General features: G+C 38.1%; 15 protein-coding genes and 1 pseudogene. 11 read left to right on the top strand and 5 right to left on the bottom strand.

The window, feature by feature from the left end:
* Nucleotides 1-4 precede the first annotated feature (4 nt).
* Nucleotides 5-232: pseudogene (locus COJ96_RS29215) on the bottom strand (helix-turn-helix transcriptional regulator); the annotation flags it as partial.
* A gap of 150 nt (nucleotides 233-382) precedes the next feature.
* Between COJ96_RS29215 and COJ96_RS29600 the strand changes: the two are divergent.
* The 3 genes from COJ96_RS29600 (at nucleotide 383) to COJ96_RS29605 (ending at nucleotide 2,511) form a co-directional block, all read left to right on the top strand.
* A complete protein-coding gene (locus COJ96_RS29600; RefSeq protein ID WP_098573484.1) occupies nucleotides 383-643 on the top strand; it encodes an Ada metal-binding domain-containing protein in 261 nt (86 codons plus the stop codon).
* A gap of 184 nt (nucleotides 644-827) precedes the next feature.
* A complete protein-coding gene (locus tag COJ96_RS12050) occupies nucleotides 828-2,141 on the top strand; it encodes an IS1182 family transposase (RefSeq protein ID WP_180230090.1) in 1,314 nt (437 codons plus the stop codon).
* The gene (locus tag COJ96_RS29605) at nucleotides 2,095-2,511 is read left to right on the top strand and encodes a hypothetical protein (protein WP_373561689.1); all 417 of its coding nucleotides are present in this window, start codon (nucleotides 2,095-2,097) and stop codon (nucleotides 2,509-2,511) included. The genes COJ96_RS12050 and COJ96_RS29605 overlap by 47 nt, the downstream gene beginning before the upstream one ends.
* On the opposite strand, the gene COJ96_RS12060 is transcribed toward COJ96_RS29605, so the two are convergent.
* From COJ96_RS12060 to COJ96_RS12070, 4 genes are all read right to left on the bottom strand, one after another.
* Entirely contained in the window at nucleotides 2,400-3,134 is a 735-nt protein-coding gene (locus tag COJ96_RS12060; RefSeq protein WP_098573580.1) for a TPM domain-containing protein, read from the bottom strand. The genes COJ96_RS29605 and COJ96_RS12060 overlap by 112 nt on opposite strands.
* Nucleotides 3,135-3,139: 5 nt before the next feature.
* Nucleotides 3,140-3,655 (bottom strand): LemA family protein, encoded by a 516-nt coding sequence (locus COJ96_RS12065; RefSeq protein WP_180230093.1) that lies wholly within the window; start codon nucleotides 3,653-3,655, stop codon nucleotides 3,140-3,142.
* Nucleotides 3,656-3,736: 81 nt separating this feature from the next.
* Nucleotides 3,737-3,889 (bottom strand): hypothetical protein, encoded by a 153-nt coding sequence (locus tag COJ96_RS28635; protein ID WP_180230092.1) that lies wholly within the window; start codon nucleotides 3,887-3,889, stop codon nucleotides 3,737-3,739.
* Nucleotides 3,890-4,117: 228 nt separating this feature from the next.
* Nucleotides 4,118-5,500, bottom strand: coding sequence for a sigma-54 interaction domain-containing protein (locus COJ96_RS12070; RefSeq protein WP_098573493.1), 1,383 nt, complete (start codon nucleotides 5,498-5,500; stop codon nucleotides 4,118-4,120).
* Nucleotides 5,501-5,759: 259 nt separating this feature from the next.
* Here COJ96_RS12070 and COJ96_RS12075 point away from each other — a divergent pair, with 259 nt between their 5' ends.
* From COJ96_RS12075 to COJ96_RS12110, 8 genes are all read left to right on the top strand, one after another.
* Entirely contained in the window at nucleotides 5,760-6,737 is a 978-nt protein-coding gene (locus COJ96_RS12075; protein WP_098573496.1) for an ornithine cyclodeaminase family protein, read from the top strand.
* Nucleotides 6,738-6,817: 80 nt separating this feature from the next.
* Nucleotides 6,818-8,389: an L-glutamate gamma-semialdehyde dehydrogenase gene (gene pruA / locus COJ96_RS12080; protein WP_098573499.1), complete on the top strand. Its 1,572-nt coding sequence runs from the start codon at nucleotides 6,818-6,820 to the stop codon at nucleotides 8,387-8,389.
* 45 nt (nucleotides 8,390-8,434) lie between these two features.
* Nucleotides 8,435-9,349: a proline dehydrogenase family protein gene (locus tag COJ96_RS12085; protein ID WP_098573502.1), complete on the top strand. Its 915-nt coding sequence runs from the start codon at nucleotides 8,435-8,437 to the stop codon at nucleotides 9,347-9,349.
* A gap of 200 nt (nucleotides 9,350-9,549) precedes the next feature.
* Entirely contained in the window at nucleotides 9,550-10,095 is a 546-nt protein-coding gene (locus COJ96_RS12090; protein ID WP_098573505.1) for a helix-turn-helix domain-containing protein, read from the top strand.
* 48 nt (nucleotides 10,096-10,143) lie between these two features.
* Nucleotides 10,144-12,186 (top strand): hydantoinase/oxoprolinase family protein, encoded by a 2,043-nt coding sequence (locus tag COJ96_RS12095; protein WP_098573508.1) that lies wholly within the window; start codon nucleotides 10,144-10,146, stop codon nucleotides 12,184-12,186.
* Nucleotides 12,187-12,190: 4 nt separating this feature from the next.
* The gene (locus COJ96_RS12100; RefSeq protein ID WP_098573511.1) at nucleotides 12,191-13,945 is read left to right on the top strand and encodes a hydantoinase B/oxoprolinase family protein; all 1,755 of its coding nucleotides are present in this window, start codon (nucleotides 12,191-12,193) and stop codon (nucleotides 13,943-13,945) included.
* Nucleotides 13,946-14,281 carry a cupin domain-containing protein gene (locus COJ96_RS12105; protein ID WP_098573514.1) on the top strand — a complete coding sequence of 112 codons (336 nt, stop codon included), beginning with the start codon at nucleotides 13,946-13,948 and terminating at the stop codon, nucleotides 14,279-14,281. It abuts the gene before it with no gap.
* A gap of 189 nt (nucleotides 14,282-14,470) precedes the next feature.
* The gene (locus COJ96_RS12110) at nucleotides 14,471-15,589 is read left to right on the top strand and encodes a M24 family metallopeptidase (protein ID WP_098573517.1); all 1,119 of its coding nucleotides are present in this window, start codon (nucleotides 14,471-14,473) and stop codon (nucleotides 15,587-15,589) included.
* The last annotated feature ends 62 nt before the right edge of the window (nucleotides 15,590-15,651 follow it).

The following is a 15,651-nucleotide window of genomic DNA, read 5'->3' on the forward strand; positions in this document are numbered from 1 at the left end:
ATTAAAAATGACTCCTGACACTTGGGCCCAATTCAAGGACCAGATTGATTATATTTTCCTGCTTGTTAAGTCTTTCAAAAATCCTTTTCTCACTTAGTCTTTGCTTCGTAGTGTATGGTTCTACATTGGTGAGATTGTCGACAGGAAAAATTCGTTGCTTCTCTTCCATTAAGTCAAAGCCTTCAATCAGCCAAAAGCTTTTTTCACGATACAGGTGTAAGAGATAAATGGGTTAAGACTTTATTTATCCTCAAGAAGAAAAATGGCTGGTTCCTGGGGAGGAAAAGTTCTTTAGAATTCAATAGTTCTATGTCACCGTTTTTCAAGAGGAATTATGTAGTTTGTCGTATAAGTATATATTAAAGTTTTTGGAGGTAATGGAATGGGTGAAAATGTAGATAACGATCGTTCTTATAAAACATATACATTGATGGGTGCGGATCGGAAATTTTATAAAAGTGAAACCCCAGGTACATACGGTGGTCATCGCAAAACAAAAGTATACGGTACAATGGATTGTCCTGCGGCTTTAAGGGCTCTTGCTAAATATGGAGACTTAAAGGTAAGGGTATTTTTTGCGGATGAGGAAACCGCGATTAAAGCTGGATTCAGGCCCTGCGCTGCATGTCTAAACCCTCAATAACTCTTATTGGAGTAGTCGAGGGCTCAAAAGTCTATATCAAAGATATGAATTTCTACGTCAAACTTAATTGAACCGCCGTATACCGAACGGTACGTGAGTCTGTCTAACAATTTTAAATTTGTTTTGAACATTTAGAAGAAAATGGATATTAATGTCGAATACATTAAGTAAAGGAGATGTTAATATGCCATTTATTCTTGGGGAAGATAGAAAACAAATCAATTTGTTACCATACACTTTAGATGACTATGTTCATGAAGATAATCCAGTAAGAGTAATTGATGCATATGTAGATAGTTTAAATTTAGAGGAACTAGGATTTGTTATTTTTTCTGGTAACAGTGCTGGTCAAAAACCCTACAGAAGACAAGATCTTCTTAAGTTATATATATATTGTTATATGAATAAAATCAGATCATCGCGAATGATGGAAATCGAGGCAACTAGAAACATTGAATTAATGTGGTTGATTGGGAAAATCAAACCTGATCATGGGACTCTCTCTTCGTTTATGAAAATTAACAAAAATGCCATTAAGCAGTTGTTTAAGGAATTTACACTTATGTTAAAAGGGTTTGGTCTTATTGATGGAGTCCTTGTCGCAATTGATGGTACGAAGATAAAAGCAAGTAGTGCAAAGAATAAACACTATAATGAAAATATAATAAGAGAGAAATTAGAATACTATGAAGCAAAAATTGAGGAATATATCAATGGCGTATTAGATACAACTGATGATGAAAGTATGAAACAAAAAATTACCGATAAAATAGAGTGCTATCAAGAAAGAATAAAGCAGCTAAACTCTATAAAAGAAGAGCTTAAAGAACAAGGAAAAAAACAAATTTGTTTAACCGATTCAGATGCAAAATCTATGAAGAACAATGGGAAATTTGAAGTTTGCTTTAATGTTCAAGCAGTTGTAGACAATAAAAATAAATTATTTGTAGACTACGATGTAGTCAATGATGTTAATGATCAAGGACAATTATCAAACATGGTTAAAAAAGCAAAAAAAGTATTTGAAAACAAAAATATAACAGCTATAGCTGATACCGGTTATTTTAATATGTCTGAAATAACAGAAGTAGCTGATGAGAAGACTGAGATCTTAATAAAGCCTCAAAAAGGAAAACAACAAAAGGTTGAAAACGGATTTGATAAATCAAACTTCAAGTATGACCAAAAAGATGATGTTTTTATTTGCCCGATGGGCTACTGTTTGAATTTTAAATGGAATGGAAAGCAAAACGGCAAAGATTCCAAACGTTACACGTGTGTAAACTTTAATGAATGTGGGAAAAAGGAGTTATGTACTTCTGCAAAAGGCGGCAGATCTATTGTTAGGTTTAATAATGAAGAAATCATTGACCAGGTGACTGAAAATACAATTAAAAAAGATAATATTTACAAGAAAAGTGGTTCTATAAATAGAACATCTTTTTGGAACCATAAAACGACATTTTGGTTATACATATTTTTTAACAAGAGGGCTTGAATCAGTAAACACTGAGGTAAGCTTTATTTGTCTTGCCTATAATTTTAAAAGAATGATAAATATAATCGGAGTAAAGGAATTAATAACAAGATTTAGGGGGGATTCGCCCCCTTTTTATATGATTTTTGGGATTTTTATTATTTTCGCCATAAATATTGTTGAATTTATTAAAGCTTTGATAAATTCAACAACAATTGTTAGACAGACTCACGTACGGTGGTGTGAGAGGTCGGGGGTTAGTCACCCCCTCCTACTCGATTACCAGCCTCGGCTTGAACCTCCACCGCCGGAGGATCCGCCGCTGCCTCCTCGAGATCCGCCGCCGCCTCCTCTTCCACCACCTCGTGATAGGATGGATAGAAGAAAATAAGTCAAGGTGCCTCCGAAAAATTTAAAGTCTAAAACTACCACCACAAGGACAATGATGATGAGAAGCCAGGATGGAATTCCTATCCCTTCATCCTTCGGTACTGTCTTTTGGCCGTCACCACCGTTATATTCGGCAAGGACCTCATTGGCAAGTGCTTTATAAGTTTCCGAAACAGCCTGGTTCGGCTGGTTACTTTTCAAATAAGGAATAGCATATTGATCCAAGATTCGGCCAGCTTTAGCATCTGGAATTCTTCCCTCGAGACCATAACCTACCTCAATCCGGATTTTATGTTCCTTCATGGCTAAAACAAGGAGGACGCCATTATCCTCCTTCTGACTGCCAAGCCCATATTGACGGAATGCCTCATTTGCATATTCTTCTATGGATTGGCCGCCAATGGATTGAACGATCAGCACGGCCACTTGTGCAGTTGTTTGGTCTTCAAGATTCCTGCCTAAATTGATTAATTCTGCTTTTTCTGTTTCATTTAAGACATGGGCAAAATCTTGTACATAAATATCTCCTACTGGAGCAGGTACTTGGACATCCTCAGCAAGTGCACGGGCTGCACAAAGAAATAACGTGGTAAATACCAACAGAAAGCTGAAGATCCTTTTCATATTCATTACCCGTTGCCTCCAAAGTCAACTTTTGGAGCTTCTTGAGCCTTAGGGTTTGCTTTAAAATATTCTTTCGCATCAAACCCGCCGATTCCTGCAATAATGGAGCTAGGGAATCTTTTCACTTTTTTATTAAATTCTGCTACTTTTTCATTGTAATCCTTCCGGGCCACGGCAATTCTGTTTTCTGTTCCAGCCAGTTCATCCATTAGCTGAGTAAATTGCTGGTCTGCCTTCAGGTTAGGGTAATTTTCAACGACGACAAGCAATCGGCTTAGAGCACCAGATAATTGATCGTTAGCGGTTGCTTCTTCTTCGGGGGTTTTTGCTCCGGCAAGCCGTGCACGTGCATCTGAGATGGAGGCAATAACTTCTTTTTCGTGAGCCGCATATCCTTTTACAGTATTCACCAGGTTTGGAATTAAATCGAGCCTTCGTTGAAGTTGGTTTTCGATTTGAGCATGAGATTGATTTACATCTTCTTCTAAATTGACAAAACTATTATAGCTGGACATGAACATAAGGCCCAATATGACAATAACACCGACCACAATCCCTATTCCTAGCCAACCTTTTTTCAATCTAATCAAGTCCTTTCTCACCTATAGTATTTTTATCACATGGTGAATAAGTTCCCTTTTTAAGCCATAATAAAACTTAACGGAAAATCTATAAATTAAACGTTTGTTTGGCTTTTTATTTTGGCCAAAAAATGCTGATTTATTAAGGCTTAATTTTTGTGCTTTCTTTTTCATGTCATTATCCGCTTTCACTGCTGTATATGCTCTTGAGGAAACAAACAAATTCATCACTATAACCAGTAAGCAAATGGATGGCAAAGGTGATGGCAAAAAGGATACGAAATTATTAAAAGGAGAACCATATGACATAGAAAACGGGCATATCTAATAAGAAATTTTCAATATCAAACCGATCAATTAACTGTTCAAATGTTGCCGTTATTTGAATTGCCAAATAACTATTTACCTTAAATATGATATGATCCCATATTTCTTCATTTTTTTATAAAGAGTAGCCCGTGTTATACCTAATTCTTTTGCCGTTATACTTTTGTTCCCATATGTCGTTTGAAGTGTTTGAAGGATTCTTTCTTTTTCTAATCTTTCTTTTTCATGAAATAATGATCGCACTGTAGTATCAATAGTTCGCTTTGCTTGCGGTAGGAGCTGGTCAATGTCATTTTCAAAAATTTCACTGCGTTCGTGAAGTATAACCAATCTCTCTACTAAATTACGCAGCTCTCGTATATTACCTGGCCAATGATACTCGGTCAATCGATGGACTGTCTTCCGATTAATTGCAGGTACTGCTTTGTTATATTTGATAGAAAGTTCTTTTAAAAAATCATAAAGTAAAAAAGGAATGTCATCTTTTCTTTCTCGTAGGGGAGGGATCTGAGCAGAGAATACATTTAGCCGATAAAATAAATCAGAACGAAATGTTCCATCTGACACCATATTTTCTAGAATACGATTGGTGGCGGCAATAATTCTAACATTAACTTTTATCGGCGTTTGTCCACCTATGCGATAGATTTCTTTTTCTTGTAAAGCCCTCAAAAGTTTGACCTGCATATCCAGTGGAAGTTCTCCTACTTCATCTAAAAATAGAGTTCCTCCCTCTGCTAATTCTAGTTTCCCCGGTTTTCCTCCTTTTGAAGCACCAGTATAGGCACCTGCTTCATAACCAAAGAGCTCACTTTCAAACAGGGCATTAGGAATCGCCCCGCAATTAATCGGAATAAATGGTTTTTCGCTTCGTGAGCTTTCTTCATGTATGGCTTGGGCAAAAAGTTCTTTCCCAACACCACTTTCTCCGCTAATCAAAATCGTTGCGCCTGTCTTTGCTACTTTTTTTGTGTCATGAATAATCTGTTGAATTGAGGCATTTTTTCCTTTTATCTTATTAAATGGATCATCAAGATGGTTTTGAGTGATTTGTTGTTTTAGCTGCTGTAACTCTTTAGAAGTAGAGGTTAATTGTTCATTTAATTTTATTGTGGCGGAAATATCTTTTTCCACTGACATACTGCCAATAAGTTCTTTGTTTTGATTGTAAATAGGGCTCGCGCTTATTAAGACATGCTTGTCAGGCCGTGGAATGTGATACATATCTCGGATGGACTGCTGGGTTTTGAGAACCTTCAGATTCATAATATCCTCTTGTTCAAAAAAATCGCGAATATTCCTTCCGATAATCTCTTCTTTTTTTATATGGTACGTTTTTTCAGCTGCTTCGTTCCAGAATACCATTTCTCCATCTGTGTTTATGACAGAAATGGCTTCTTCTAATGAAGACAACAACGTATGAAGGGTATCAAGGACAAAAGAATCGTTTTTTTTCATATACCACCTCGAAGATTTGATTGATTAAATTTTAAAAAAATGTTTAAAAAATATACACTTTGTATACAGTTTTGTTGATAAAAATATACATTGTTTAAGTTAAGTTGTAAACACAGTTTACTGAAAATTGACAAACTTCGCTTTTTTTTTGTTTTGGCACAGTTCTTGCAATAATATACAGTAAGCAACTATTGAAACCTTGAAAATATTTTATAACAGACGAAGGATAAATATATTAAGAGGGATAGGAGGAAGATGAATGTTAGTTATAAATGCTAATGAACAAAGAAATTTAATAGATATGAATGAGGTTATAGAACAAGCTGCAGTGGCACTAAGTGAATTTTCGGCCTCCCGGACAATTACTCCCATTCGTTCGGCTCTGCCATTCGGTAATTCTCAAAACACCGCTTTAGTGATGCCCTCAGTTGCAGAAGAGCTTAGGAGCGTGGGAGTAAAACTAGTAAACGTAGTCCCAGGTAATAAAAAATTAGGTAAGAAAACGATAAATGGAGTAGTTATTCTATTTGATTTTGAAACAGGTGAACCGCTCGCTTTATTGGAAGGCTCTTATTTAACAATGATACGAACTGGAGCACTTACTGGTGTTGCAACTAAATATTTATCTCGACCTGATTCTAAAATAGTAAGCATAATCGGGACAGGGGAACAAGCAACTGGTTTACTAGAAGCCATCCTAGCTGTCCGAGACATAAAAAAAGTCTCCCTTTATAACCGGACGCCAAGAAAAGCTAAAGAGTTTGCTAAATACATTGATCAAAAATTTAGCGTGGATGTACAAGTGGGTACGGATTCAAATCAGGTTGTACATGAAGCGGATATTATTGTAACGGCTACGAACTCTCTATCACCGGTTTTTACAGATTTGATAAAGCCTGGTGTTCATATTAATGCCGTCGGTTCATTTCGCCCAGATATGCAGGAATTGCCATCTCACGTTTTTTCTACGGCCGAGAAAGTCGTTGTGGAATCGAGGCATGCTGCACTAGAAGAAACAGGTGATTTGCAAATACCGATTCAAGAAGGTCTGTTTCACAAAAGCAATATTTATGCAGAGCTTGGTGAAATTGTTAGTGGTGAACGAAAAGGTAGAGAAAGCGTGGAGGAAAAAACGGTTTTTAAATCTGTCGGTCTTGCCGTTGTGGATTTAGTAGTAGCGCAATATTTATATGAAAAAGCTTTAAAGCATAATGCTGGAACCAACATTCAGTTGTAAACAGGCTTTTGTGCAGAAGAAACATAATATTAATATCTTTCAAAATACAAATATACTATTTAATAAAAGGAGAGAAAATCATGAACACAACAGAATTAAGCAAGGTTAAAGATTACAAATACGAACAATTTACAGATTTTTCAATAGAGGTAAATAAGAAAGAATTTGAAGCAGCATTATCTTTTGTTAACTCACAGCTTGAGAAAGAATATCCGCTAATTATCGGGGGAAAACGCATTACTACGGAAGCGAAAATCGTCTCCACTAACCCAGCTAAAAAAGAAGAAGTCATTGGAAGAGTATCTAAAGCAGATCAAGAAATAGCTGAAAAAGCGATGCAAGCTGCACTGACTTCATTCGAATCATGGAAACAGGAGGATGCAATGAATCGTGCAGAAATTCTTTTCCGTGCAGCCTCTATTATTCGTAAACGCAAGTATGAATTCTCAAGCTACCTTGTAAAAGAGGCTGGAAAACCATGGAGAGAAGCAGATGCCGATACAGCAGAAGCAATTGATTTTCTTGAATACTATGCCCGCCAAATGGTGGAATTAAAAGACGGTGCCCAAGTAAAAAGCCGTGAAGGAGAAGTAAATAGTTACAATTATATTCCTCTAGGAGTTGGAATCATTATTTCACCGTTTAACTTCCCATTAGCAATCATGGCAGGAACAGCAGCTGCAGCTATAGTAGCCGGAAATACGATTCTATTAAAACCTTCTAACAATACACCAGTTGTTGCAGCGAAGTTCGTTGAAGTAATGGAAGAAGCTGGACTGCCAGAGGGAGTTCTTAATTATATTCCAGGAAGCGGTTCGGAAGTAGGAGATTATCTTGTTGATCATCCAAACACTCGGTTTATATCCTTTACTGGCTCCCGTGAAGTGGGCTGCCGCATTTATGAACGTGCAGCTAAAGTACATCCTGGTCAAATATGGTTAAAGCGTGTGATTGCAGAAATGGGTGGAAAGGATACCGTTATCGTAGATAATGATGCAGATTTGGATCTCGCAGCATCTTCAATCGTATATTCTGCATTTGGGTTTTCAGGACAAAAATGTTCAGCTGGTTCTCGTGCAGTGGTGCACCAGGATGTTTATGATGAAGTACTAGAAAAAGCAGTGGCATTAACTAAAACATTAAAGGTTGGCAGCCCGGAATACGCCGACACTTATATGGGGCCAGTCATTGACGCTAATTCATACAAAAAGATTTCTAAGTATATTGAAATTGGCAGAGAAGAGGGCGTCCTTGTGACAGGTGGCAATACTGACGATTCTAAAGGTTACTTCATAGAGCCTACGATTTTCGCTGATGTGGACGAAAATGCACGATTAATGCAGGAAGAAATTTTTGGCCCTGTTCTAGCTTTCTGTAAGGCACGTGACTTTGATCATATGATGAAAATTGCGAATAACACCGATTACGGATTAACAGGTGCATTGCTTTCAAACAATAGGGAACACATCGAGCGTGCAAAACAGGAATTCAATGTTGGAAATCTTTACTTCAATCGCGGATGCACAGGAGCGATCGTTGGATACCAACCATTCGGCGGATTTAACATGTCAGGAACCGACTCAAAAGCAGGAGGTCCTGATTATCTAATTTTGCATATGCAAGCGAAAACAACGAGTGAATCTTTGAAATAAAGTATAGAGAGTAAGGATTTAATATTAATCTTAGGGGGATTGGAAATGATTGCAGAGATTTCGAAAAATATGTTTCTTCACGCTTCACAAAACAAATCCTTAAATAAGGCAGCAAAGAAATGGGGCTTAAGGTTTGGTGCATCTCAAGTGGTCGCAGGGGTTACCATCGAAAGTGCAATTAAAAGTGTTAAAAAGTTAAATGAAAAAGGGTTAGTCTGTACTCTCGACCATTTGGGAGAATTTGTTTCGAGCAGAGAGGAAGCTATAGAAGCTACGGAATATAATGTAAGAACATTAGAAGCAATCTTCAGAGCTGAGGTAAATAGCAATCTATCAGTTAAAATGACCCAGCTTGGATTGGATATTGATAAAGAATTTTGCCTGGATAACATGCGTAGAATACTAGAAACAGCTAAAAAAACGAAGAATTTTGTCAGAATCGATATGGAAGATCATGCACATTGCCAGGTTACATTAGACATTCTAAGAGAACTTCGCGAAGACTTTAATAATGTGGGAACCGTGATACAAGCTTATTTAAATCGAGCCGAGCAAGATGTGAAAGATTTAAAAGGAATTCCTCTCCGTCTCGTAAAGGGTGCTTATAAGGAATCTCCAGAAGTTGCAATTCAGGATAAAAACGAGATTGATGGAAATTACATGAGGATAATCAAAGAGCATTTGTTGAGCGGCACCTATACAGCAATTGCTACCCATGACCATAATATAATTGCTAAAGTAAAAGAATTTGCGAAAAAGAATAATATTTCAAATGATCAATTTGAATTTCAAATGCTGTATGGTTTTAGAACAGAAATGCAGCTCAGTTTAGTAAAAGAGGGATACAAAATGCGTGTATACATTCCATTTGGTGACGACTGGTTTGGGTACTTCATGCGTCGATTGGCAGAAAGACCGCAAAACGTAGCATTTGCCCTAAAAGGATTGTTTTCTAAATAAGATAGGTGCGAGCACCATCCAGTAATTATCAACCTGTATTCTTTGAATCGTTTTTCAAAGATACAGGTTGTTTATTTTCTTCCGAAAATTTTTAAAAATACTGTTAATTTAAAAAATAATATGGTAGTATGAAATTAAATACAGTATTACTTAAATAATTACGATATATTTTAAATGTTTTACTCGTTGGGGGTCTTAAAATGGAAGAAGAAGTATCGAAGAAAATCAGAGAGTTACGGCTTGAAAAAAAACTCACACTTAAGGATTTAAGTGAGAAAACAGGCCTTTCAATCAGTTTTTTATCACAAGTTGAACGTGCTGCATCTTCAATAGCTATTACATCATTGAAAAAATTAGCAGATGCATTCGATGTTCCTATAACTGATTTTTTTGAAGATTTTGCCAATAAAAATTATAAAGTAACAGTAGAAGAACAAAAACCATTTAGAATTGAGGGGGCAGGGGCGATCTATACCCGGCTCGGGGGGGAGTTTCCAGGAAGAGCAGTGGAACCTTTGTTAGTGACTTTTCCTCCTGGTGAGCCTAAAGAAAAAATTGTGACCCATCCAGGTGAAGAGTTCTATTACATTCTTGAGGGCGCTATGATCGTAACTATTGAAGGAAAGGAATACATCTTAAAACCAGGTGATACCATTCACTTTCCATCGACTATCCCGCATTCCATTACGAATCCACTTGATCATGATGCAAAGGTCTTTTGTTTTGTAACGCCAGTCATTTTTTAAATGACTTGCTCAATATAAAAATTATTTATTAAGATGGGTGGTTAAATCATGAGAGTAGCAACAGACATTGGCGGAACATTTACTGATTTAGTTTTTGTTGATCAACAAGGGAAAATTGGGGTTGCTAAAAGTCATACAACTCCCCCGAATTTTGAAAAAGGAGTTTTGGATGTTATCCGTGTAAGCGGTATCAATACAGAACAGTTGGAGACTTTTATTCATGGAACCACTGTCATTATTAATGCGTTAACTGAACGAAAAGGTGTGAAGACAGGATTAATTACAACTAAGGGATTTCGTGATGTGTTAGAGATAGCACGTGGAAATCGTCCTGATCTCTTCAATATCCAATATCAAAAACCTACTCCTTTTGTTCCGCGTTATTTACGACAAGAAGTAGAAGAACGTTTGAACTACAAAGGGGAAGTAATCCAAGCTTTAAATAAAGGACAAATAGAAGAAATTGTTCATTACTTTAAGAAAGAAAATGTGGAAGCGATTGCTGTTTCTTACCTGCATGCATATAGCAATCCATTACATGAAAAAGAAACAGTAGAGCTTATCAATGAATTATGGCCTGATGTTGCGGTTACTGCTTCCCACGAGGTAACAAGAGAGTGGAGGGAATATGAGCGCACTAGTACAACGGTATTAAACTCATATGTTAAACCTATTGCTTCTTCTTATGTCGATCGTCTTGAAAATGAATTAAATAAAGTGGGCAATAAATCTAACAAATATATTATGCAATCAAATGGCGGCACGACCACATTTGAGCAATCAAAGCAAACACCAATCAATATGGTAGAGTCAGGACCAGTTGCAGGAATTTATGGATCAGCTATCTTAGGAAAAATCCTTGGTGAAGAAAATATCATTGCCTTTGACATTGGTGGAACAACTGCGAAATGTTCTCTGATCGACGGCGGCGAAGTAAAGGTAACAACTGAGTATAATATTGAACGTACAGACCGTACTGCGGGTTATCCAATTAAAGTTCCAGTGGTCGATATAGTTGAAATCGGTAACGGTGGCGGTTCAATTGCCTGGATTGATGCCGGTGGATCTTTAAGGGTTGGTCCGCAATCAGCAGGAGCCTTGCCAGGACCTATCGCATATGGTAAAGGCGGAACAGAACCTACTACTACTGATGCGAATCTTGTGGTTGGACGGCTTTCACCGAAAAACTTCGATAACGCTGTCGATATGGAAAGCGTAAGAAACGCGATACAAGAAAAAATTGCTAACCATTTTGATACATCGGTTGACGAAGCAGCTCTTGGAATAATCCGAATTGCCAATTCCAATATGCTTAATGCACTAAAACTTATTTCGGTGAGAAAAGGCTATGATCCACGTGATTTCGCTTTAGTAGCATTTGGCGGGGGAGGTTCTATGCATGCTCCGGCACTTGCAAAAGAGCTTGGCGTACGAAAGGTTATTGTTCCAGTAGCAACTTCTGTGTTCTCAGCTTGGGGAATGCTTATGACAGATTTGCGTCATGACTACATCCAAACCTTTATTCGTCGAGTTGAAGGCATTGATTATGAAGAGCTTAATGGAACCCTGGCAAAACAGGAAACAGACGCTATTTCTCAGTATGATCAAGAAGGTGTAAAAAAGGAAAACGTTCTCTTCACTCGTTTTGTAGACTTACGCTATGTCGGTCAAGAGCATACCGTGAAAGTTCCAGTTCCTAACGGAGAAATAACTAAAGAAACAATGCAGAAAGTGATTCATAAGTTCCATGAAACACATGAGCAATTATATACATTTAAGTTGGAAGAGTCGTCAACTGAAATTGTTAACCTGCACTTAATAGCTCTTGGTTCAGTTAAGAAGCCTGAATTGGCTAAACTGGAAAATACCGGCGCATCTTTAGAAAGTGCATTAAAAGAAGTAAGACCAGTATTATATGAAGAGCATGGATGGATTGAAACAAAGGTATATGACAGAGCACAGTTAACACCAGATGCGGCTATTGAAGGGCCAGCCATTGTGGAAGAGTCATCTGCATCAACAGTTGTTTACCCTGGGCAATCGGTCACTGTTGACGTTTATGGCAATTTAATCATTGAGACGGGGGTATAAGACGATGGCAAATACAGTTGCACCAAAAGTAGATCCATTTACATTAGATATTGTTAAAGATTCATTAGTTGCGATTGGCGAAGAAATGTTTTATGCCTTAGCGCGTACTTCAATGAGTCCGATTATATATGAAGTTTTAGACTATGCGAGCGGTCTTATGGATTCTAAAGGCCAATTGCTAACACAAGGGAACGGAGTAACCGGCTTTATTGGGATGCTTTCTTTCATGGTTCGCGAAACAGTTGAAAGATACAATAAACCAGGTGATTTAAAACCGGGGGACATCATTTTGATTAATGATCCATATGGCGGGGGCGGCTCCCATTTATGTGATGTTGGATTGGTTATGCCGATCTTTTATCAAGGAGAGTTAATCGCTTTTTCCGCGAACAAAGCGCACTGGACAGAGGTTGGAGGAAAAGACGCTGGATCTATGTCTACCGATTCAACAGAGATCTATCAAGAAGGCCTGCAATTTCCTTGTATAAAATTATTTGACGAAGGGAAATTGAATCAGGCTGTAGTGGATATTATAGCTGCAAATGTCCGCTTTCCAGATCTTTCATTAGGGGATATGTGGGCTCAGGTAGCTGCACTGAAAACAGGTGAACGACGAGTTCAAGAATTGTGTGATAAGTATAAAAAAGATACTGTGCTTAACTCTATTAATTATCTTTTAGAGCATGGTGAACAATTAGCACTTAAAGCTTTAAAAGAAATACCGAAGGGTACGTATGAAGCAGTCGATTATATCGATGATGATGGTATTGAAGAAGGTCCATTCCGAGTACAGGTGAAGGTGACGATTACCGATGATCAGTTTATTTGTGACTTCCGTGGCAGCCATCCGCAAGTGACTGGTTCAATCAATACTACTTATACGGGTTTAGTTTCTGCTGTCCGCACTGTATATCTTGCCGTAACCAATCCTTCTCAAGATGTAAATGATGGATCATTCCGCCCGCTTCATGTTATTACCGATAAAGGCTCGATCTTTAATGCGATGCGCCCAGCCCCTGTTTCGATGTATTGGGAGTCGATGTTATTTGGAACAGACTTAATTTGGAAAGCGTTAGCCCCGGTTGTGCCTGAACGTTTATCTGCAGGCCATTTCTTATCAGTATGTGTAGCGATTCTTTCAGGTAAACATCAAGATACGGATGAGCGTTTCTTGATTGTTGAACCATCTGTTGGTGGATGGGGAGGAGCAGAAGGCGCGGATGGAGCTTCCGGTCAATTCTGTATCCTGGATGGGGAAACCTTCAATATCCCAGTAGAAGTGTGCGAAACAAGAAATGGTGTTTTAGTTGATGAGTATAGCCTATCTACTGATGGAGCTGGTGCAGGTGAATTTCGCGGTGGTCAGGGTGTTATCCGTTCTTACCGTGCTTTAACAGATAATCAGGTCTTTACCGCATCCTTTGGTCGCCATAAATATGATGTATGGGGAGCAGAAGAAGGAAAAGATGGTTCTAATAATTATTTTGAGATTGTAAAAGCGAACGGTGAAGTCGACGGACCATATGGTAAGTATAATCAATATCCGTTAAATAAAAATGATGTTGCCCGCCTTGTAACAGCATCGGGTGGCGGATACGGTGACCCGCTGAAACGACCCGTTGAGAAGGTGGTTAGCGACGTGAAAAATGAGTATATCACTGTCGAGCAAGCAAAAAATGATTATGGGGTAATCCTTGATGCATCAACTATAGAAGTAAAAGAACTATCTCCAGAACGTCTAGCAAAGGAGTCGAAATAAATGAATGTAATTACATTAGAAGATGTGGCTAAGGAAGACCGCCCGGGAATAATAATGAAAACACTATTTGATGAATCCATCATTGAAGGGGCCCGTGCTTCGATCGGCACGGTTTCCGTTCCAGCAGGTGCCCGGATTCCACTCCAAGGAACGGGTTCACATGAGCAAGATGAATACGCTATTTTTTTAAAAGGCTCCATTTTAACCATGAGTGGTGGAAAAGAATACCGAGTTTCGGCGGGACAAGCCACCTTTATTCCCCATGGCGAAGAACACTGGGCCTATAACGACGGACAAGAAGATTGCGAACTTGTTTGGGTATTAGTTAACAGATAACCTATATTTTTTAAAATAGGCTGTGTTAAAGCTAATGTTGGAAGTGCCAGGAGCGGAAATCAACAGACAAGTTTAACACAGCCTTAAAATAAAATAACATTTACCATCGAGAGTAATAGCAGATAGAAAGCCTTGCCTTTTTTTAAAAAAGCAGGGCTTTCTATCTATGAAATTTGAGGAGGCGTATTCATGTCATATCAAAACCGTATTTATAAAGTACAAAAACAATTAGAAGAATTAAATTTAGAAGCTGTTGTAGTCACTTCACCACCGAATTTTTTCTATTTTAGCGGGACATGGCTGGACTCCCATGAAAGATTGCAGGCGATTGTCATCCCTAAAGCTGGAAAGCCAACCATGGTGGTTCATGAAATGTCAAAAGAAGAAGTCCCGTTCAACGGACTTTTTGAAAACGCTTTCTGGAAGGATGGAGAGAATTCATTGGAGTTATTGGCAAGTATTCTGCCACTAAATGGAACCGTATCAATCGATAATCTATGGCCGAGTCAAAACCTACTTAAGCTTATACAATTGAAAAATCAAATATCGTTTGTGGATGGTACGCAAGTGATTGGAAAGTCAAGACTAAATAAAGATTCAAAAGAATTCGAACTACTGAAGAAATCAGGTGCGATCGCAGATAAAGTATTACAACAAGTAATTGAATACCTTCGACCTGGTCTTACCGAGAAAGAGGCAGCGGATGAGATTAAGCGCCTTTTCGCCTTGCAAGGAGTTGATACATTGTCATTTAATCCGATTGTAGGTGCGGGGAAAAACGGAGCGATCCCCCATCATTTATCAGATAACACTCCTATTGAAGCTGGAGATATGGTTGTCATTGATATGGGAGGTATTAAAGACCACTATTGTTCAGACATGACCCGAACGGTATTAGTTGGAGGAGAACCTTCAGACGAAATGTTAAAAGTCTATGAAATAGTGAAACAAGCACAGGAAGCAGCCGTTAAGGCTGTAAAACCAGGAGTGCCTTTGATGGATATTGACAAGGCAGCAAGAGATATTATCAGTAATGCCGGATATGGAGAATATTTTACTCATCGTACTGGCCATGGCTTAGGAATCGAGGTTCATGAAGAACCGTTTGTAACCTCTAACAACGATCAGCTGTTAGAAGAAGGTATGGTCATAAGCATAGAGCCAGGGGTTTATTTAAGCGGTAAGTTTGGTGTTAGGATCGAGGATATCGTTTTTGTAACTGATTATGGTTGCGAAAGACTGAATATTCTTTCTAAGGAATTCACTCATACAGGCAAGGCAGAAGTATTGAGCAGTGAAAATATATAAATAGATTAAGGGCTTAGAAATAATGCAGACACTTTTAAAAATATAGCATGAAAAGGAGCGGT

It is taken from the genome of Bacillus sp. AFS073361 (genome assembly GCF_002567005.1).
GTDB lineage: Bacteria > Bacillota > Bacilli > Bacillales > Cytobacillaceae > Neobacillus.